This window comes from Pseudoxanthomonas sp. LjRoot143 (assembly GCF_964252945.1).
Classification (GTDB): domain Bacteria; phylum Pseudomonadota; class Gammaproteobacteria; order Xanthomonadales; family Xanthomonadaceae; genus Pseudoxanthomonas_A.
Genome location: NZ_CAXUPM020000001.1, coordinates 433,574 through 453,376, shown reverse-complemented (window position 1 = coordinate 453,376; position 19,803 = coordinate 433,574). Strand labels below are relative to the sequence as shown.

Below are 19,803 nucleotides of genomic sequence, written 5' to 3'. Positions count from 1 at the left end.
GTCGGTTGGCCGCCGCGGGGACTTGTTAAAGAAACATAAACGGCATAGCATCGGTTCCCCTTCGGGAGGGGAACTCCGGGTAGACCCAGGAGTCTGAAGCGAGCCATGAATCTGCGTAGCCTTTCACTGTCGCTTGCCCTGTTGCTCGCCTCCGGCGCGGCGATGGACGCGCATGCGCAGAAGGCCACACGCAAGCCCGCCTCGGACCCCCGTCCCACTGCCCTGCCGATATGGAACAACGACGGCAAGGTCGAGGCAGTATTACTGCTCGAACCCACCGGCCAAGCTGAAGCCGGCGCACGCTGGCGCCTGGGCCGCAACTCCCTCACCACCGCCTTCGGGCTGGAAAGCGGCGACGAACTGGGCTTGGTCTGCAACCGCAAGGCCGGCGTGGTTGGCAACATAGGCAATCTGGCCAGCCACTGCATGCTGGCGACGCTCGGCGACGACGATGACGCTACGACCAGTCAGCGTGTCAGCGCGTCTGCCGTCCTGAGCCGCCCGGGTGGCAAGCTCGGGCTCTCCGCCGGTACGGGCCGCGACACGCTGCCTGCCTGGCTGTCGTCCGGCCGTGGCACCGGTCGCGTTGAGCAGAACGACTTGACCGTGTTCGGCCAGAAGAACATCGGGCGCGAAGGTTTCGTATCGATCGGCGGCGCCGTGGCGAAGGCCACCTTGGTACCCGCTTCGGACCTGCCCGCGCTCGCCGACCGCTGGAACAGCCGCAGCCTGTCCGTCGGTGGCGGCTACGGTCCTTTCAGCGCCAACATCATCGGACGCGTCATCGACGTACCCGGCCAGCCCGGCAAGTTCGAAGGCCTTGGCCTGGGTCTTACCTGGCGCACTCCGTGGAGCGGACAGCTCACCGTCGGCGCAGAGAACGTCATAACCCGTGGCAAGAATCCCTTCTCGTTGACCAACGAGAACGCCGACGAAGGCACCGTGCCCTACGTGCGGTACGAGCAGGACCTCTAAGTCCCCACTGCTCCCTGCTTGCAATACGCTCCCGCATTGCCGCGTCGCGGCAATCGTGCAGATTCGTCTCTGCCAAAAAACATCATCGGCATCGTGCTTTCGAATGCGCGCGATCAGGCGTCGCGTGCGCAACATCACAATTACGTAACTCGACTTACATCCAGCTCCCTTCGGTCTTCACGCGGGTTTAATTCTTGTTAAAAGCCGACTAGTATCCGATCACCCCCTCGTTTCGTGGTCGCCCTTTTTGACCGCCTCGAGGGACACCTTGGGATACCCCCTTACGGGAGAGAGAGAGAATGAACTGCAAAACCACGAAGCTCCGTGACGCGATCTCGTTCGCGCTCACGGTAGGCGCAGTGTCGGCGGTGGGCACCGGTACGGTGTTCGCGCAAGAGTCCGGCACGACCGAAACCACCACCTTGGACCGTATCGAAGTCACCGGCTCGCGCATCCGCCAGGTCGACGTCGAGAACGCCGCTCCCGTGCTGACCATCAGCCGCGCGGACATCGAAAAGCAGGGCTTCCAGTCGGTCGCCGACATCCTGCAGAACATTTCCGCCGTCGGTGCACCCGCCATCAGCCGCGCACAGCCGCTGTCGGCCGGCGAGAACGTCGGTGGCCAGTTCATCAGCATGCGCAACCTGGGTGCCACCCGCACCCTGATCCTCGTCAACGGCAAGCGTCTGGGCATCAGCACCAGCGGCCTGCAGGACATCTCGCTGATCCCGACCGCGGCGGTCGAGCGCATCGAAGTGCTGAAGGATGGCGCGTCGTCGATCTACGGTTCCGACGCCATCGCCGGCGTGGTGAACATCATCACCCGCTCGAACTTCGAAGGCGCCACCGCACAGACCTATTACGGTCAGTACAGCGAAGGCGACGGCGAAACCACGCGTGCCGACTTCGTCATGGGCTTCACCGGTGATCGCGGCTCGCTGACGGCGGCCGTGGAATACCGCAAGGAAGAAGAGGTGATGTCGGCCGATCGCGAGTACTCCGCGTACCCGCAGGGCCAGTGGCACCCGACCCGTGGCTGGACCACCGTCAGCCAGTGGGGCGTGATCAACCTGCCCGCCGCGCTGGGCGGCAACCGCGTGCTGAACACCGGCGCCGACTGGCGCAGCATCAACAACTTCCACGCGCTGAACACCAACACCGGCACCTCCGCCGCCGATCCGAACGGTTCGACGGTCGACAAGAGCAACACCAACCTGCAGACGCACCTGCGCACCCCGCTGGAAAGCCGTTCGCTGTTCGTCGATGGCGTGTTCGACATCAATGATTCCGTACGCTTCCGCGGCAACATGATGTACAGCCAGCGCGACGCCGAACGCCAGGTCGCCGGCTATCCGTTCCAGAGCACCTCGTTCGCCGGCACCACCATGGCGATCAACAGCTACTACAACCCGGTTGGCACGCACCACGGCTACGCTGCGCCGACGGCCGTGAACTACTCTCGCCGCACGTGGGAAATCCCGCGCGTCGATCGTCCGACCACGACCAACTGGCGTTTCTCGGGCGGCCTGGAAGGCAGCTTCGACATCGGTGAGCGTATCTTCGACTGGGATGTCGGCTACCTGTACAACAACAACAAGGTCACCCAGGAAAACTACGGCAACCTGAACGTCGCGCGCGTCGGCCAGGCCGTCGGTCCTTCGTTCCTGAACGCCCAGGGCGTCGTGCAGTGCGGCACCGCCGCTGCCCCGATTCCGCTGGCCAGCTGCGTGCCGTGGAATCCGTTCATCCCCTACGGTCGCGTGGGTGATGGTGGCCTGACCGGCAACCAGGCGCTGATCGACTTCCTGTTCCAGACGCTGAACTCCTCGGGCGAGACCGAAACCGAAGTCTTCACCGCCAACCTGGCCGGCTCGCTGTTCGCCCTGCCGGGCGGCGACCTCGGCTTCGCGGTCGGCGTGGAAAGCCGCAAGGAATCGGGCGAGTTCATCCCCGACGCCATGGCGGTCACCGGCAACTCGACCACCCTGTCCGCCGGCCCGACCGACGGCAGCTACAAGGTCGATGAAATCTACGCCGAGTTGGCGATTCCGCTGCTGGCCGACCTGCCGGGTGCGCAGGAGCTGAGCTTCAGCATCGCCACGCGTTATTCGGACTACGACACCTTCGGCGACACGCTGAACAGCAAGTTCGGCTTCAAGTGGAAGCCGATCGACTCGCTGCTGTTCCGCGGCACCTACGCCGAGGGCTTCCGCGCCCCGACGATCGCCGACCTGTACGGCGGTGGTTCGCAGACGTTCTCGTTCTTCACCGATCCCTGCGACACCAACTTCGGCAGCTCGCGGACCAACACGACCACGCGTGCGAACTGCGTGGCCGCGATGGGTGCCCTCGCCAACACGTACCGCCAGCTGGGCCAGGGCCTGACCCCGGTCGGCTCGGGCAATGCGCAGACGCCCGTCGCCTTCTTCTCCGGCGCCAACCCGAACCTGATTCCGGAAACCTCGGAGTCCAAGACCTTCGGCGTGGTGTGGAGCCCGGGCTTCGCAGAAGGCCTGAACATCAGCCTGGACTGGTGGAACATCCGCATCGAAGACACGATCGTGGCCGACAGCCCGACGCAGATGCTGAACGACTGCTACATCCTGGGCGTGGCTTCGCGCTGCACGGACTTCACGCGTGACGCGACGCTGGGTTACGTCAACAGCCTGACGTTCACCGGCATCAACGCCGGCTTCCGCGAGACGGAAGGCTTCGACCTGGACCTGAGCTACCGTCTGGCGACGGAAGGTTTCGGTACCTTCAACCTGACCTGGCAGACCACCTACACCAGCAAGGATGAAATCAAGACCGACACCAGCCCGACCACCCTGCCGCAGCAGCTGGTGGGTTACGCCACGTCGCCCGGCTTCACCGGCACGCACCGCATCCGCTCCAACGCGAACGTGACGTGGAACATGGGCAGCTTCGGTGCCACCTGGGGTGCGCGTTACTACTCGTCGCAGAAGGAAACCTGCCTCTCGGCCGCGCTGTTCCCGGACGAGTGCACGGATCCGGGCTTCATTGCCGCCAACCCGGCACAGACGCGTGCGATCAACGAGATGGGCTCGGTAACCTTCAACGACCTCGAGGTCCGTTGGAGCGCCCCGTGGAATGCGACCATCGCCGTCGGTGCGAACAACGTGTTCGACCGCGAAGGCCCGCAGTTCTACAGCCAGCCCAGCGCCAACGTGTCCTACCACGGTCAGTACGACATCGGTCGCTTCGTTTACATGAAGTACCAGCAGAAGTTCTGATCGCGGTTGATGCGATGAAGTACAGACACGGCCCCGAAAGGGGCCGTGTTTTTTGTTTCGACAGTGATGATCTGGCGAACAGGCAGGGCGCACGCCACCGGGCATGTGGCCGTGAGAACGCCGACTATCGGAGAGAGTCGTCACTGATCACGAACGGGGCGGTGTTGCCGTAGGCCACAGGACGGCCTCGCACCACATGAGGGCGCCCGCCTGTTCAGGTTGCTGCGCCTTGCACCTGAAGGGGACTTTGCCTGTCCGGGCGTCGGGTTTTGCCTCATTTTGGCCGCTTAACAACACTTTAATTCTTCCCGGGGGCCGACTATGATCGGGCCACCCCCGTTTTTTGGCCGCCGCTTCTTGCCCGGCCGGCGGGGCTTCCCTAGGGCTTAAACGACCTCACCCGGAGAGAGAATGAACCACAAGACCACCAAGCTGCGCGAAGCCATCGGCTTCGCCTTGGCAGTGGGTGCGACCAGCGCCGCCGGCACCGGCTTCGCGTTCGCGCAGGAATCCAACGAAGGCGCCAAGACCCTGGATGCGATCCAGGTGACCGGCTCCCGCGTGGCCCGCGTCGAAACCGAAACCGCCAGCCCCGTCGTCGTGCTCGACCGCGCCGCCATCGAACAGACCGGCAAGCTGACCCTGGGCGATCTGCTCCAGGAAATGCCGTCCATGTCGGGCGCTCCGACCAATCCGCAGGTAAACAACGGCGGTGGTGACGGCGCGTCCACGATCGACCTGCGTGGTCTGGGTTCGGCCCGCACCCTGCTGCTGGTGAACGGCCGCCGCGTCGTCAACAGCGACGTCAACTCCATCCCGGCCGCGGCCGTGGAACGCATCGAAATCCTGACCAGCGGCGCTTCCGCCGTGTACGGTTCGGACGCCGTCGCGGGCGTGGTCAACTTCATCCTGCGCCGCGACTTCGACGGCATGACCGCCTCGGTCGACTTCGGCATCACGCCAAGCCATCAGGACGGCCAGCGCAGCGGTGGTTCGCTCACGTTCGGCCAGGTGGGCGACAAGGGCAACATCATCGCCGGCCTGAGCTACAACAAGTTCGACGGTATCTCGTCGGCCGATCGCGACTTCTCGAAGGACGCCACGTATCTGTACTCCGGCTACGTCACGGTCTTCGGCTCCAGCCGCAATCCGAACGGCCGCATCTTCTTCCCCGAAGGCAGCCCGCTCATCGACCAGTACGGCTGCGGTTCGGTCACCCTGACGCCCGGCGCCAGTGGCCAATCGCAAGCTGACTATCGTTGCTACAGCAGCGCACGGGACTCGTACAACTACCAGTCCACCAACCTGATCATGACGCCGCAGGAGCGCACCAATGCGTTCTTCCTGGCGAACTACCAGATCACCGACAACCTCAACGCGTTTGCCGAGGTCTACCACAACAAGACCTCGTCCAACTTCGCCATTGCCGCTCTGCCCTTCGACTCGGGCTCGGACGGCGTGGTCATCTCGGCCGACAACTACTACAACCCGTTCGACCAGAACTTCGGTCCGGCCGCCGACGGTAGTCAGAACCTGTTCCTGACCCGCTGGACGTCTCTGGGCCAGCGCCGCTCGTACTACGACACCACTACCTCGCAGGTCGTCGCCGGTCTGGAAGGCTTCGTGGGCGAAAGCTGGAAGTGGGACGCCGCGTTCAACTACGGTCACTACTTCAGCGAGAACACCAGCTACGGCTACGTGGACTACGCCAGCCTCGGCGACGCGCTCGGCCCGTCCTTCATGGACACCGACGGCGTGGTGAAGTGCGGTGCGCCGGGCGCGATCATCGCCGGTTGCACACCGCTGAACATCTTCAACATCTTCGACCCGCAGTCGGTTGCCACGATGCAGGCCGCCGAAGCCCGTCCGGTCTACTCCACCATGTACCAGACGCGCAGCTTCGAGGCCAACGCCTCGGGCGAACTGTTCAGCCTGCCGGCCGGTGCCGTGCAGCTGGCGTTCGGCGGCGCTTGGCGCGAGGAGTATCAGCGCAGCGAAGTCGACTACATCGCGATCGCGGACGAAGCCGGCCGCTGCATGATCTCGCAGGAAGCCTGTTCGTCTCCGGTCGGCGGCAAGTACGACGTGACGGAAGTCTACGGCGAGCTGTACGTGCCGATCCTGGCCGACCTGCCCTTCGCGCACCTGCTGTCAGTGACGCTTGGTAGCCGCTACTCCGACTACTCCACCTTCGGCGACACCACCAACAGCAAGCTGCAGGTGGAATGGCGTCCCATCGAGAACCTGCTGTTCCGCGGCACGGTGGCGGAAGTCTTCCGCGCACCGACCATCGCCAATCTGTACGACGGCCCTCAGGGCAACGCCCCGCAGCTCAATGACAAGTGCACGGGCTATGGCGCCGCGGGTGCTCCCCGCAACCACGAAAATGCTTGCGGTGCGGGTGCGGGCGCGACCAACATCCCCTCCACCGGTATCGCGCAGGCACCCACCAGCCAGTCCAATGGCGTGTGGTCCGGTGCGGTCGCCGCCGGTTTCGACCTGAAGCCGGAGTCGGGCAAGTCGTTCTCGTGGGGCGTCGTGTACGACCCGCAGTTCGCTCCAGGTCTGTCGGTCAGCCTGGACTACTGGCGCCTGTATCTGAATGACACGATCACCCGCGCCGACGCGCAGACCGTGGTCAACACCTGCTACGCAGATGACAGCCACCCGTTCTGCGAGTTCATCAACCGTCGCCCCGATGGCCAGGTGGACTTCATCCGCGAACCGATCGTCAACTTGGGCCGTCTGGATACCCAAGGCTACGACCTGGCCATCCGCTATCGCCTGCCTGACACTGCGTGGGGCAGTTGGGGTTTCGGCCTGGACGCGACGTACATCGATCGCTACGACAATGACACCAACCCGCTCAGCGAAGAAGATGCTGTCCAGCACATCGCGGGCACCTACAACCCGTCGTACGGCATGTACGCCCGCACCCGCGCCCGCGTGTTCGCCAACTGGAGCAAGGGTGACCTGGGCCTGAGCTGGCGCGCTCGCTATGTCAGCGGTTTCGACATCGGCAGCAACGACCTGGCGCAGGGCACCAGCGTCGATATGCGCTGCAATGCGCTGCTGCGTCCCGAGCAGTGCTATTCGATGCGCTTCGACGACTACCTGATCCACAGCTTCAGCGCCTCGTACTCGCTGCCGTGGTTCAACTCGAAGGTGGAAGTGGGCCTGGACAACGCGTTCGACAAGCAGCCGCAGCTCCTGTTCCAGAACAACGTGCTGAATGCCAACACCGACGTGCAGACCTTCGATACGGTCGGCCGTTACCTGTGGGCGCGCTACACGATGAACTTCTAATCGGAACGCCGTAATCGCTGTACCTTGGGGCCGCGCGGCGCAAGCCGCGCGGCCTTTTTGTTGCCACGCTAGAATCGAACGATGAATCCATCCACGATCCAGCAAGCCATCGCGCTGTTTCAGAGCGGCCGTTTCCAGGAAGCAGCACAGTTCTGCCAGCTCTCGTTGGCCCGCCAGCCGGGAGATGAGAGCTTGGCGACACTGTGGGCGATGAGCTTGCAGAATCTTGGCCGCGACCAGGATGCCATGCCTGTCTACCGGCAACTGGCCCAGGCTCGTCCCGGGGTTTCGGCGCACTGGGCCAATCTTGGCTTGGTGCTTCGCCGGATCGGAGAGTACGGCGAGTCGGACGACGCCTATCGGCGAGCGCTGGCGCTGGAGCCGCGCAACACCGGCTTTCTGGTCGACTACGGCCTCCTGTTGATGGACATGGGCCGCATCGCCGAAGCGCGGCATCGTTTTCTCGACGCCGTGGAACTGGAACCCGACGTTCCCGAGGCGCGCATCTACGCCTCGCTGGCCTGTTTCGAATGCGGCGATGCCCAGCGCGCCGCCGCACTGATTCCTGGCGCCAGCGGATGGCAGGGCCTGCCACCCCATCTGCGCGAAGAACTCGCCACGGCATTGATGCAGGTCGGCCGTACCGAGGAAGCCGAAGCGCTGCTTCTCGGTCCCGGCATGCAGCAATCGGCCTCCGGCATCATCCGGCTCGCGCAGCTCAACGAGCGCACCAACCGGATCGAACAGGCAGAGGCGTTGCTGGTACGCGCACGCGCGGCACTGGATACCGCAGGCCGCCAGGAAAAGATCGACCTGCTGCACCTGGAATCCTCGCTGGCGATGCGCCGCAAGGACTACGACGCCGCCCGCAGTGCGGCCTCGGAGATCATCGCTCTGCAGCCCCATGTGCAGGCCGAAGCCAATGCGCACTTCACCTTGGCGAGCATCGCCGACAAGCTGAAGGACCCGCAGACCGCCATGGCGCACCTCGAGAAGGCGCACGCGATCCACTTCAGGCTTGCGGAAGACGTCGTCCCCGAAATCGCGCACTCCGATGCCGAACCGCTGAAGGTCTCCAGCAAGTGGCTCGTCGAGAACGAATGCGGCTTCCGCCACGACCCGAGCGCGCCAGACGAGAAGGCCTCACCGGTCTTCATCGTCGGGTTCCCGCGCTCCGGCACCACCATGCTGGAACAGATGCTGGACGCACACCCCGGCTACGCCTCGATGGACGAGCGGGCCACACTACAGCGCTGCATCGAGCACATGGAGAAGCGCGGCCTCGAGTACCCGCAGGGGCTGGACCGACTGAATGCGGGCGCGGCCGACGACCTGCGTGCGGTGTACTGGGCCGAAGTCGCGAAGGTGATCAGACTGACACCCGGACAGCAACTGGTCGACAAGAACCCGCTCAACATGCTGCGTTTGCCGATGATCCTGCGCCTGTTCCCCAACGCGAAAATCATCCTGGCCCTGCGCCATCCCTGCGACGTGCTGCTGAGCTGCTACATGCAGAACTTCCGCTCGCCCGCCTTCATGGTGCTGTGCTCCAGCCTGGAGCGGTTGGCGAAGAGCTACGTCAATGCGATGCGCTTCTGGATCCACCATCAGGCGCTGCTGTCGCCCGACACGCTGGTCCTGCGCTACGAGGACACTGTCGGCGACTTTCCGGCACAGGTCGACCGCATCGGCGCGTTCCTCAGCATCGACGACCGCGACTTCCTGGCGCAGTTCAGCCAGCACGCCGCGCGCAAGGGTTACATCAGTACGCCCAGCTACTCGCAGGTGGTGGAGCCGGTGAATACACGCGCCGTCGGCCGCTGGCAACCGTATGCGCGATGGCTGGCACCCGCGCTGCCGATCCTGCAACCGGTGGCCGACCACTGGGGCTACGACCTCACGGTACGATGAGCCCATGAAAGCCCTCGCCGATTACATCCGGACATACGACGACGCGCTGCCCGAGGCGTTCTGCCGACAGCTGATCGATGGCTTCGAATCGTCTTCGCAGTTCCAGATGCCCAATGGCAAAGGTTATCGGCCGGCGCTCGATGCAAGCCGTTGGACGGAGCTCAACCTGACCAGGCTCGCGGATCCCGCTTTCCTCGGCTTTTTCATGACCCGCATCGAGCACGCGCTGGCGCGCTACAACGCCGACCTGGGTCTGAGCCTGCCGGTGCCTTACCGCCCCCGCATCGACAAGCTGATGATGAAGAAGTACCGCGCCGGAAGTGGGGATGGCTTCCAGCCGCACTTCGACTCGGTGGACGAAGTAGCCGGGCGTTATCTCGTGTTCCTGTGGTATCTCAACGATGTGCACGCGGGCGGCACCACGCGATTCATGGACCTTGGCGTGGAAGTCCAGCCGCGTATGGGACGCCTGCTGGTGTTCCCTCCGTACTGGATGTTCCAGCACATCGGCTCACCGGCCGTCTCCAACGACAAGTACATCCTGTCCACTTACATGCGCTTCGACGCACCCGAACACGAGCACGAGTAGCGCCGCTCTCAAGCCACGCCGGCGCGCACGTTGAAGTCGCCTATGGTCTCCACCAGCCGCGTCAGCGCCTGCACTTCCACCTCGCGCAGGCGTGGATGCCAGGTGTCGAGGATCATCACCACGCGCAGGTGATCGCTGCGGTTCCAGGCGGCGTGCAGGAAGGAGTCGTCGAACGTCACGCAGCGGCCTTCCGTCCACGCATGCTCCACGCCGCCGACTTCAAGCGCGCAGTCCGTCGGCACGATCAGCGGCAGGTGCGTGACCACGCGGCTGTTGGTCACCCCGTGGTGCGGCTTGATCACCGTGCCGGGCGACAGCAGCGAGAACAGCACCTCCGGCGCATGCCCGTCGATGCGCGTCAGCGGGACCTGCGCCAGCGCGGCCGACGTCGCAGGACAGGCGGCCAGGTGCTCGGCATAGGCCTCGCCGTGCCGGTAGAAGAAGTAGCCGTCCCACGCGGCGGCATCCAGGTCGCGCGCGTTGTCGAGGAAGTCGCTCTTGCGCGCGCCACCGCTGAAGTCGAGGAACGGCTGCAATCCCTCCCGCGCCGCAAGCACCCGTTGCAGGTCGGCGCGGATCGCGTCTGCCGCCTGCTCGAGCGCGGCGTACCACGGAAACAGCGCGCGATCGAAGTACGGCTCGGGCTGCAGGTCCGGTACGTAGAGGAAGGTCGGCTTCTGGCGGGGATCGGGGCTGCCTGCAGGCCGCAGCCCCAGATAGCCCTGCAACGCCTGCGTGACGCGCCGCAGCGCCTCGGCACCATGCTGTTGGATCAGGGGCGAGATCGCATCGGAGAACAGCGCCTGCCGGCCGGCGTCGATGATCGCCATCGCACGGCGCACAGGCTCGCGCAGGTCGGGCGCGGTGGTCTGGTCGTTGAGCCAGCGGCCCTTCGCCTGCGCCGTGGTCACCGCGCGGAAGAACTGCACCAGCGCTTCGTCGCTCCGCCCCAACACCTGCAGGCTTTCGGCGAGCTGCAGGCGGGCGATGAAAGAGTCCGGTGCGTGCTCAAGACCGCGTTCGAGTGCGGCCGCCGCCCCCGCCGTATCACCCAGATGCAGGCGGCAGGCACCCAGTCGCATCCAGGCTTCCCCGACGCCCGGGGACGCGACCGTCAGCGCCTCCAGCCTCCCGGCGGCCTCTGCGAAGCGCCCCAGTGCCATCAATCCTTGCGATGCGACCAGCTGCAGGCCATCGTCGCGCGGATGCGCCGCCAGTCCCTGCTCGGCATCCGCGAGCGCCTGCGCCACGTTGCCGGTCTCCAGATGATGACGCGCCTGCTGGACATGGAATGCGGCGCTGGTCATGCGGCGGAGCCTCGGTCGGAATCATCGGGAACGCGTCGATGATACGGGACATCGCGGCGCCGCCGAGGCGCTTACTCCACCCGCACTTCCGCACTGCCCGAGAACGTCTCCAGGCTCACGCGGCCGCTGCCGCTGCCGTAGGTGGTGGAGAAGCTGGCGCCGGGGCCGCGACGCTTCTCGATGGTCACGCCGGTGGCCTTGAGGCCGCCACTGAAGCTCTCGCCGGTGACCTGCGCGGACACGTCCTTCGGCAGGCGCAGCAGCAGGCTGCCACTGACGGATTCCATGCTGATCTCGCCGGCCGGCGCCAGCGCCGTGCTCACTTCGGCGCGGCCGCTGACGGTGGTCGCGCTGAGGTCGCGGATGCGTTCGCCGTTGACGGTCACCTCGATACGGCCGGAGACGGTTTCGGCATCGATGTCGCCATTGAGGCGACCACGCAGCACGATGGAGCCGCTGACCGTGCTGACATCCACGTCCTCGCTGTTGAGCGTGAGCGTGGCGCTGCCGCTCACCGTCTCCACGTCGGCCTTGCGCGGCGCGGCCGCGGCGACGACGCTACCGCTGACGCTGCTGATCGACAGCTCGCTGGGCGCCACGCCGCTGACATCCACGCTGGCGGCGACGGACTCGATATCCAGGTCCGCGCGCACCGGCACCATTACCACCAGGTGGGTGGGACCGGCCTTGTTTCCGCCCCAGTTGCTCTTGGGATAGCGCACCTCGATGTTGAGCTGCTCGCGCGAGCCGTCGATATCCAGGCGCTCGACACCCTTGCCCAGCGTGCCGGTGATCTGTACTTCATTGCGCTCCCAGCCGCGCACCTCGATGCGACCGCTGACGTTGCTGATGTCGACGCGGCCGCGCGCATCCAGCGGACGCGTATCGTTGATGGCGGTCTGCGCCAGGACGGGCGGAGCCAGCAACGCGGCGGCCAGCAGCAGGGAGAAGGAATAGTAGGTACGCATGGGGATACTCCTCAGGTCATGACCGCGCGCTGGGTCAGAGCCAGGCGTCGGGCGTAGGTGCGGCGCAGCTGTTCCAGCAGGAAACGCGCCTGCGGATCGGTGGCGATGGCGTGGCGGATCTCCGCCGCGCTCTGGTCCAGCGCGTGCAGCGCCGGGGCGTAGTCGGGCGAGGCCTTGGCCTGCGTATCCATCTGCGCCAGGGCACCGGTGTAGTCGCGGGTCATCGCGGCAGCCTCGCGCTGGATCAGCGCATCGCCTTCGGGCGCACGCTGCAGCTGCCAGGTCACCGTGACCGCGAGCAGCACCGAGGCCGCCAGCGCGAACGGGGCCACGCGGCGGCGGCGTTGCTCCGTGGCCGCGACCGGCGCGGGCACTGCCGCCAGCTTCGCGGCGATGTCCGGCCACAGGTCACGCGAAAGCGGCACGTCCTGCTTCAGGGCACGCAGCTGCCAGCGCAGCGCGTCGTCGGACAACGGAGTGGGATCGTGGGGGGTCATGCGTGTGCTCCTAGACGCTCGCGCAGCAGGTGCCGCGCGCGGTGCAACTGGGCTTTCGAACTGCCGACCGCCATGCCCAGCTCGGCGGCGATCTCTTCATGCTTCCAGCCTTCGACGTCGTACAGCACCAGCACGGCGCGCGCACGCGGCGGCAGGGTGGCGACGGCGCGTTCCAGGTCCATCGACAGGGCCGTGCCCTGCCCCGCGCTGTCGGCCAGGCCCAGCCCGTCCAGCGCGTCCTCGTCGTCGTCGAGGCGCGGGCCAGTGCGACGGCTGCGCAGTTCCATCAGCGCGGTGTTCACCGCCAGCCGGTGCAGCCAGGTGCCGAAGGCGCTCTCGAAGCGGAACGCCGGCAACGCCTGCCAGGCCCGCACGAAGGCTTCCTGCGTCAGGTCCTCGGCCCGCACACCCTGCTGGCCGACCAGGCGCTGGATCACGCCATGGACGCGGCCGGCATGGCGCCGGTACAGCGCCTCGAAGGCCCGCATGTCGCCGGTGGCGGCCGTGCGCGCCAGGGCGGTGTCCTGGGCGGCGGCGTCCTCGGGCGAGAGGCTGTCGGCAAAAGGTTCGATCACGGCATTCAGCATACTGACTACGATGCGACCGGGTGGGCAAAGGTTTAGAGCGTCGGCGGTGTTTTTTGAAGCGGGCGCCCTGATCGCGCACCGACAAAGCCTCTCTCCCTGCGGGAGAGAGGCTTTGAAGCGCTCGACGCCCCTCCAAAGAAAAAGCCCCGCGGCCTCCGGGGTGGAGGCGGCGGGGCTTGCGCAGGAAAGGGATGCGCGAGGCGGGGAATCAGGGGGCCAGGCGGGCCGCGATGCGCTGCTGCTCGTCCTTCAGCGCCTGCGGGGTGCGGTCGCCGAACTCCTGCAGGTACTCGCCGATGCTGGCGAATTCGGCCTGCCAGCCGGCGCGGTCGAAGCCGAACAGCAGCTCGTGCGCTTCATCGCTCAGCGCCACGCCGTCCAGGTTGAGGTCCTCGGCGCGCGGCAGGTGGCCGATCGGCGTTTCGACCGCATCCGCCTTGCCCTCGACGCGCTGGATCATCCACTCCAGCACGCGCAGGTTCTCGCCGAAGCCGGGCCACAGGAACTTGCCGTCGCCGCCCTTGCGGAACCAGTTCACGTGGAAGATTTTCGGCAGCTTCGCGTTGGCGCCGTCGAACGAGAGCCAGTGCGCGAAGTAGTCGGCGAAGTTGTAGCCGCAGAACGGCTTCATCGCCATCGGATCGCGGCGCATCACGCCGACCGCACCGGTGGCGGCGGCAGTGGTTTCCGACCCCATCGCGGCACCGATGAGCACGCCGTGCGTCCAGTCGCGCGCTTCGAACACCAGCGGCACCAGCGAGGCGCGGCGGCCGCCGAAGACGATGGCGCTGATCGGCACACCCTGCGGATCCTCGGCCCTGGTCGAGTAGCTGGGGCACTGGCGCGCAGACACGGTGAAGCGCGAGTTGGGATGCGCGGCCGGGCCGTTGGCGGCGTCGTACGGACGGCCCTGCCAGTCCAGCGACGGCGTGCGCGAATCCAGGCCTTCCCACCACGGTTCCTGCTCGTCGGTGACGGCGACGTTGGTGAAGATGGTGTGGTGGCTGATCGTCGCCAGTGCGTTCGGGTTGGAGCTGTCGGAGGTGCCGGGCGCCACACCGAAGAAGCCGGCTTCCGGGTTGATCGCATACAGGCGGCCATCCGCGCCGGGGCGCATCCAGCAGATGTCGTCGCCGACCGTCCACACCTTCCAGCCAGCCTGGCGGTAGCCTTCCGGCGGAATCAGCATGGCCAGGTTGGTCTTGCCGCAGGCCGAGGGGAACGCGGCGGCGATGTAGTGCGTCTCGCCCTGCGGGTTCTCGATGCCGACGATCAGCATGTGCTCGGCCAGCCAGCCTTCGCTGCGCGCCTGGTGCGAGGCGATGCGCAGCGCGTGGCACTTCTTGCCCAGCAGCGCGTTGCCGCCATAGCCGGAGCCGAAGCTCTTGATGGTCAGCTCGTCGGGGAAATGCATGATGAAGCGGCGGTCGGGGTCGAGCTCACCGGTCGAGTGCAGGCCACGTACGAACGTCCCTTCGCGCTCGATGCGCGCCAGCGCCGGCGCGCCCATGCGGGTCATGATGCGCATGTTCGCCACCACGTACGGCGAATCGGTGATCTCCACGCCGCAACGCGACAGCGGCGAATCGATCGGGCCCATGCAGTAGGGAATCACGTACAGCGTGCGTCCGCGCATGCAGCCAGCGAACAGCGCGTCCATCTTCGCGTGCGCCTCGGCCGGGGCCATCCAGTGGTTGTTGGGGCCGGCGTCTTCGGGCTGCGCGGTGCAGACGAAGGTCAGGTGCTCGACGCGCGCCACGTCGCTGGGGCTGGAACGGTGCAGCCAGCTGTGCGGGTGGGTTTCAGGGTTCAGCGGCAGCAGGGTGCCGTCGGCCAACATCTGCCTGGTCAGCAGCGCGTTTTCGGCATCGCTGCCATCGCACCAGTGGATGTGGTCGGGCTGGGTGAGCGCGGCGACCTCCGCAACCCAGGCATTCAACGCGTCCAGCGAACTGCCCGGAAAATCGTTGCGTTTGAAAACATCGACCGCTGCGTTCATGCGCCACCCTCGAAAAGTGAGACCAAAATGATACCAATGTCTTGTCCTTCAGACGAGGAGAACGCGCACGGGGTCGGCTGGCGGTCAGCCGGAAGGCGACGGACGGCGGCAGGCCTGTTGGCGCGCGATGGGAGGGCCGGCGTCTCAAGAGTGGGAGAGAAACACCGGGAGATCGCACCCGGAAGGCCATGGATGGGCCTCTGAGCGCCATGGCTCGGGCTCCGAAGGCCATCCATGGGGCTCTGAGCTCCAAGGATCGGGCCCGGAAAGCCATCGACGGGCCTTTGAGCGCCATGGCTCGGGCTCGGAGGGCCATCAATGGGGTCCAGAATGCCAACCGCCGGGGCTTTTCGTGCCATCGGTGGCTTTCCGGGCGCCATCGATCGAGCGCCGATCCTCATTGATCGGGCTTGGGAGGCCATCGATGGAGCTCGAAGGCCCATCGATGGGGCTCAAAGTGCCAAGGAGATGGAGCTCGGAGGGCGATCAATGGGGCTCGGAGCCCCATCGCTGGCTTTCCCAGCGCCATCGATGGCTTTACGAGCCCCGACGATGGCTTTCGGAGCGCCATCGTCGGTACTCCGGGCTCGATCTCCGCCGTCGTGCCTACGCCTCGCGCGAGCGCCGGTACGGGTTGAACAGCTGCAGCAGCCACGGCTTCTGCGCCAGCACCAGGCTGACGCCTACGCGGTCTTCCGCCGGCAACGTGGCGTCGCGGGCGAGCAGCGCGTCGAACTCGCGCGCGACTTCTTCCAGCCGCTGCCGCAGCTGCTTCACCCCGTCGATGCTCAGGCTGCCGCTGAGCAGCAGCAACGCATCCTGTTCGCCATCGAAGGGATCGGCGAAGTAGTCGGTCAGCAGGGTGTGGCGGAAATAGCGCTCCATCGGCCCGTCGGCGCGCCAGCGAAAATTGCGTGCTGTCAGCGCGCGGCCGCGGTTGCCCGGCATCAGCTCGATGATGCCCAGCCGGTCCAGCTTCACCAGCAGCCCGGTCCACTGCGCCGGGGTGAAGCCGAAGTGGCCCAGCACATCGTCCTGCCGCCAGCGGTTGAGGGTGAGGAACAGCGCCAGCAGCAGCGTGGGCTCGTCGACCAGCGCCTGTTCCTGCGCCTCACTGAGCAGCGCCATCGCCTTGCGCCCGCGCGAGGCCTCTGCACTGAGTTCGGCCAGGCCGACGTCGAGCACGTCGCAGATCTGTTCCAGCCGCTGCAGGCTCATGGCCCGGCGGGAGAACATGCGCTTCACCGCCGCCTCGCTCATGCGGATGCGCGCGGCGAGCTCACGGTAGGTCAGGTTCTGCGCGCGCAGGCAGCGCTTCAGGGCATCGACCAGGTCGACCGAGACGGCCATCGGTAGCGGATTCCTATACCGGTTGTTGCGCCGGAGCTTACCTCGTCGATGCGGGTTGAACACCGGTCGCCGCCGCGCCCATGGTCCGGCCCATGCCGGAGACACCTGCCATGACCCGCCTGATCGCCCGCTCGCTGACGCTTGCCCTGACCACCGCGCTGTCCGGCGGCCTCACCCTGCCCGCCCAGGCCGCACCGCAATCCGATGGCGCCAGCCGGATGTCGCAGGCCAGCCTGGAAGCCTCCATCGAGGTACCCGTCGCGGTAATCCACGCGCTGGGCCACGGCGCCTCGGCGGTGGTGACCGGCGTGGCGGTCGTCGCCGGCAGCGTGGCAGTGACGGTATCCGTCGCGGCGGCGGGCGTGGTGGCGGGTGCGTCGTTCGTGGTCTACCTGAGTGCGGAAGCGATCAAGCGCCTCGGCATCGCGGTGGGCACGGCGATCAGCGTGGCCGCGGTGTCGACGGGCTGGATCCTCAGCGCGGCCGGCGAGGCGCTGTGCTTCATCGCCAACGATGCCGCGCGCCCACACATCCACAGCCATCGCTACGGCGGGTGAGCGCGATGCGTACGCTCGCGGCGCTGTGTCTTGTCTTCGCCCTCGCGCTGCCAGGGACGGCACGCGGGGGCGATGCCTGCCGGCAGATGGAGATGCCGCCGTACAAGGTCGCCGAGGCTGCGCGTACCGCGTTGCTGGCCGCGCAGCAGTTGGATGAGGTGGATGCGCCGGTCGCGCTGATCGCGCGCGTCGGCACGGATCTGTCGAAGCAGGGCCTGGTCTACAGCCATGCCGGTTTCGCCGTGCGCGATCACGCGCACGGACGCTGGACCGTGGTGCACCTGCTCAATGAGTGCGGCAGCGACCGCTCGGGCCTGTACGCGCAGGGACTGGTGAACTTCTTCGCCGACGACCTGGTGAACCAGGACTTGCGCATCGTGTGGTTCCCGCCGGAGGTCGCCGATCGGCTGGCCGCACGCCTGCAGCAGATGCCGCGCCACAGCCTGCATCACCCGCGCTACAACCTGATCGCGCGTCCGGGCAGTGAGGACTACCAGAACTCCACCGCATGGCTGGTGGAAGTGATGGCCGCCGCCCTCGCCGACCGCGGCATCTACGACCGCCGCAGCGCGTATGCGTTCGCGCGCGGTGCTGGCTTCGTGCCGGACACGGTGCATATCGCGTACTCCAAGCGTGTGCTCGGCGGCCTGTTCTCCGCCAACACCGACTTCACCGACCATTCCGTCGGCACGCGACTGTCCGGCGACTATCCGGTCGTCACCGTGCGCTCGATCTTCCGCTGGCTGGAGCGCAGCGGGTATGTGCGCGAGCAGCGGGAATGGCGGGGTGGTGTGCGGCAGCGAGCGATGGGGCCGGCGTGAGGATCTTCATCTGCATTGAGGAGCAGTCGCCACCATGATCGAATTGGCTCGCCTCTATCTTTTGTTTGGCATGCCTGCATTGATCGGCTGCTCGATCGTCTGGCTGCTCGCACGCAAGCGCGTCCGACTGACTTTCAGCGATGGCCTGCTATTGATCGCGCCGTGCCTTTGCTGGTTTTCCTGCCTGATGATCGACAACAACGGCAAGACCATGTCGAACCTGGTCGAGCTGATCTATCTCGGCTACGCCGTGCCCATCCTGTTTGCCGGACGCGTGGTCTTCTCCATGCGCCGACCTGGCGCATCACGTGCACCCGCGACCACGCTTCTCGCCAGTTGCCTCGTTGCGGTCGCGCTTTGGGCATTCGTGCCTGGACTACCCGAGTGATGAACGCGCGGCAGGTCGACGATCCATCGACTTGCGAAAGCGAACAACGCGAGATCTCGCTCCACAGGCTGCGAACAAAGGACACTAACGATGAAGATTCGACTCGCGGCCCTTCTCGCAATGTTCCTGCTGGCCGGCTGCTACATGGTCAGCTACGAAGATGTCAGCCGCGATCCGAAGTACGCGAGCTATGTAGGTGCCGAATACAGGACGACGGCCGATATGACGGTCTATCGCGTAAGCATGGATCAGAACTATGGTCCGTCGCCGAGCGTCTACATGATCGTTCCACCACCCGGCTTCGATGGACCGGAGGTCATCTCCACCGCACGCTTCCCGGAAGGATCCACCGTAAAGATCCTGACGATCCAGCGATGCACGGATTGCTTTCTGGATACCGAGCCAAGAGTCCACGCGACGGTGCGTGTCACCTCGACGACGCAGTTCGATGATCTGGAAGTACGTGCTGACCTGGGCCTGCTGTCTTCGCACATGCAGGCCATGCGGAGGGCCGATCCGGGCAGCACATCGCCATCTCAGTAGTCAGTACCCCGGTCTCGACGCACGGAGGTCCTCAGCCTGCCGTCGATACGAAGATCACGCGCGGTGGGCCAAAGCCCAACCCCACGACACTCAGGTCGGAATCAGCGTCGAGATGACGTGTTCGAGGTAGGTCTCGAACTCTTCCGAGGTCATGCGTGGCTGCTGCAACTGCAGCGAGAGCTGCAGGAAGCCCACGTAGGCCGCATAGGCCAGGCGCGCACGATGCGTGGCGTCGGTGCGCTGCAGGCCCGCCTGACGGAACATCGCCACCAGATAATCGAGGCGGCGCTGGGAGATGCGGTCGATCACCGGCTGCACGGCGGGATGGTCCAGCGCCTTCAGCAGTTCGCTGTAGATGATGTGCGGTTTGACCTCATGGCCAACCAGCTGGAACAGCGCACGCAGACGCTCGCGCGGGTCGGCGACCTTCTCCAGGCTGCCGAAGATGTTTTCCTGCTCGCCGACTTCCCAGCGCTCCAGCGCCGCCTGCAGCAGCGCGTCGCGTGACGGGAAGTGCCAGTAGAAACTGCCCTTGGTGACACCCAACCGGCGCGCCAGCGGTTCCACCGCCACCGCCGACACACCCTGCTCCGCGATCAGGTCGAGGGCCGCCTGTGCCCAGTCGTCCGCACTCAGGCGGGCGTTGCGGGTGGGCGTGCTGGCGGGTGTTTCCGGGCTGGGTGTACTCATGTTCCGCATTTAACCATACGCCGAGGTGTGTAGCGGTATGTATGTTGCGCCGCACAACAAA

Annotated in this window: 16 protein-coding genes; 9 read left to right on the top strand and 7 right to left on the bottom strand. The window is 66.0% G+C overall.

The genetic code is table 11. From position 1 onward, the window contains the following. The first annotated feature begins 141 nt into the window (after positions 1–141). From ACSQ1W_RS02065 to ACSQ1W_RS02045, 5 genes are all read left to right on the top strand, one after another. Positions 142–975, top strand: coding sequence for a hypothetical protein (locus tag ACSQ1W_RS02065; protein ID WP_436046060.1), 834 nt, complete (start codon positions 142–144; stop codon positions 973–975). Positions 976–1,274: 299 nt separating this feature from the next. After that, complete coding sequence (locus tag ACSQ1W_RS02060) at positions 1,275–4,229, top strand: TonB-dependent receptor domain-containing protein (RefSeq protein ID WP_436041467.1); 2,955 nt, start codon at positions 1,275–1,277, stop codon at positions 4,227–4,229. A gap of 411 nt (positions 4,230–4,640) precedes the next feature. Beyond that, positions 4,641–7,535: a TonB-dependent receptor domain-containing protein gene (locus tag ACSQ1W_RS02055; RefSeq protein WP_436041466.1), complete on the top strand. Its 2,895-nt coding sequence runs from the start codon at positions 4,641–4,643 to the stop codon at positions 7,533–7,535. A gap of 81 nt (positions 7,536–7,616) precedes the next feature. Continuing rightward, positions 7,617–9,446, top strand: coding sequence for a sulfotransferase (locus ACSQ1W_RS02050; RefSeq protein WP_436041465.1), 1,830 nt, complete (start codon positions 7,617–7,619; stop codon positions 9,444–9,446). A gap of 4 nt (positions 9,447–9,450) precedes the next feature. Next, positions 9,451–10,035 carry a 2OG-Fe(II) oxygenase gene (locus tag ACSQ1W_RS02045; RefSeq protein WP_436041464.1) on the top strand — a complete coding sequence of 195 codons (585 nt, stop codon included), beginning with the start codon at positions 9,451–9,453 and terminating at the stop codon, positions 10,033–10,035. Between the two features lie 8 nt (positions 10,036–10,043). Here the strand turns inward: ACSQ1W_RS02045 and ACSQ1W_RS02040 are convergent, their stop codons facing one another. The 6 genes from ACSQ1W_RS02040 to ACSQ1W_RS02015 form a co-directional block, all read right to left on the bottom strand. Then, complete coding sequence (locus ACSQ1W_RS02040; RefSeq protein ID WP_436041463.1) at positions 10,044–11,342, bottom strand: aspartyl/asparaginyl beta-hydroxylase domain-containing protein; 1,299 nt, start codon at positions 11,340–11,342, stop codon at positions 10,044–10,046. A 71-nt stretch (positions 11,343–11,413) separates the two neighbouring features. Continuing rightward, positions 11,414–12,310, bottom strand: a complete 897-nt coding sequence (locus ACSQ1W_RS02035; protein WP_436041462.1) for a DUF4097 family beta strand repeat-containing protein — start codon at positions 12,308–12,310, stop codon at positions 11,414–11,416. A gap of 11 nt (positions 12,311–12,321) precedes the next feature. Beyond that, positions 12,322–12,807, bottom strand: a complete 486-nt coding sequence (locus ACSQ1W_RS02030) for a hypothetical protein (protein ID WP_192270287.1) — start codon at positions 12,805–12,807, stop codon at positions 12,322–12,324. Further along, complete coding sequence (locus ACSQ1W_RS02025; RefSeq protein WP_436041461.1) at positions 12,804–13,394, bottom strand: RNA polymerase sigma factor; 591 nt, start codon at positions 13,392–13,394, stop codon at positions 12,804–12,806. Before ACSQ1W_RS02025 ends, ACSQ1W_RS02030 begins: the two co-directional genes overlap by 4 nt. 208 nt (positions 13,395–13,602) lie before the next feature. Next, positions 13,603–15,393 (bottom strand): phosphoenolpyruvate carboxykinase (GTP), encoded by a 1,791-nt coding sequence (locus ACSQ1W_RS02020; protein WP_436041460.1) that lies wholly within the window; start codon positions 15,391–15,393, stop codon positions 13,603–13,605. A gap of 606 nt (positions 15,394–15,999) precedes the next feature. After that, positions 16,000–16,743 carry a helix-turn-helix domain-containing protein gene (locus ACSQ1W_RS02015; protein ID WP_436041459.1) on the bottom strand — a complete coding sequence of 248 codons (744 nt, stop codon included), beginning with the start codon at positions 16,741–16,743 and terminating at the stop codon, positions 16,000–16,002. A 110-nt stretch (positions 16,744–16,853) separates the two neighbouring features. On the opposite strand from ACSQ1W_RS02015, the gene ACSQ1W_RS02010 reads away from it, so the two are divergent. The 4 genes from ACSQ1W_RS02010 to ACSQ1W_RS01995 all read left to right on the top strand — a co-directional run bounded on the left by ACSQ1W_RS02010 (position 16,854) and on the right by ACSQ1W_RS01995 (position 19,052). Further along, a complete protein-coding gene (locus tag ACSQ1W_RS02010; RefSeq protein ID WP_192270291.1) occupies positions 16,854–17,300 on the top strand; it encodes a hypothetical protein in 447 nt (148 codons plus the stop codon). Positions 17,301–17,305: 5 nt separating this feature from the next. Further along, on the top strand, positions 17,306–18,121 hold the full coding sequence (locus tag ACSQ1W_RS02005; RefSeq protein WP_436041458.1) for a DUF2145 domain-containing protein: 816 nt from the start codon (positions 17,306–17,308) through the stop codon (positions 18,119–18,121). A gap of 34 nt (positions 18,122–18,155) precedes the next feature. After that, positions 18,156–18,509 (top strand): hypothetical protein, encoded by a 354-nt coding sequence (locus ACSQ1W_RS02000; RefSeq protein ID WP_436041457.1) that lies wholly within the window; start codon positions 18,156–18,158, stop codon positions 18,507–18,509. 90 nt (positions 18,510–18,599) lie between these two features. Further along, a complete protein-coding gene (locus tag ACSQ1W_RS01995) occupies positions 18,600–19,052 on the top strand; it encodes a hypothetical protein (RefSeq protein ID WP_436041456.1) in 453 nt (150 codons plus the stop codon). Between the two features lie 90 nt (positions 19,053–19,142). Here ACSQ1W_RS01995 and ACSQ1W_RS01990 read toward each other — a convergent pair whose 3' ends face one another. Then, positions 19,143–19,742: a TetR/AcrR family transcriptional regulator gene (locus ACSQ1W_RS01990; protein ID WP_225589231.1), complete on the bottom strand. Its 600-nt coding sequence runs from the start codon at positions 19,740–19,742 to the stop codon at positions 19,143–19,145. Positions 19,743–19,803 lie beyond the last annotated feature (61 nt).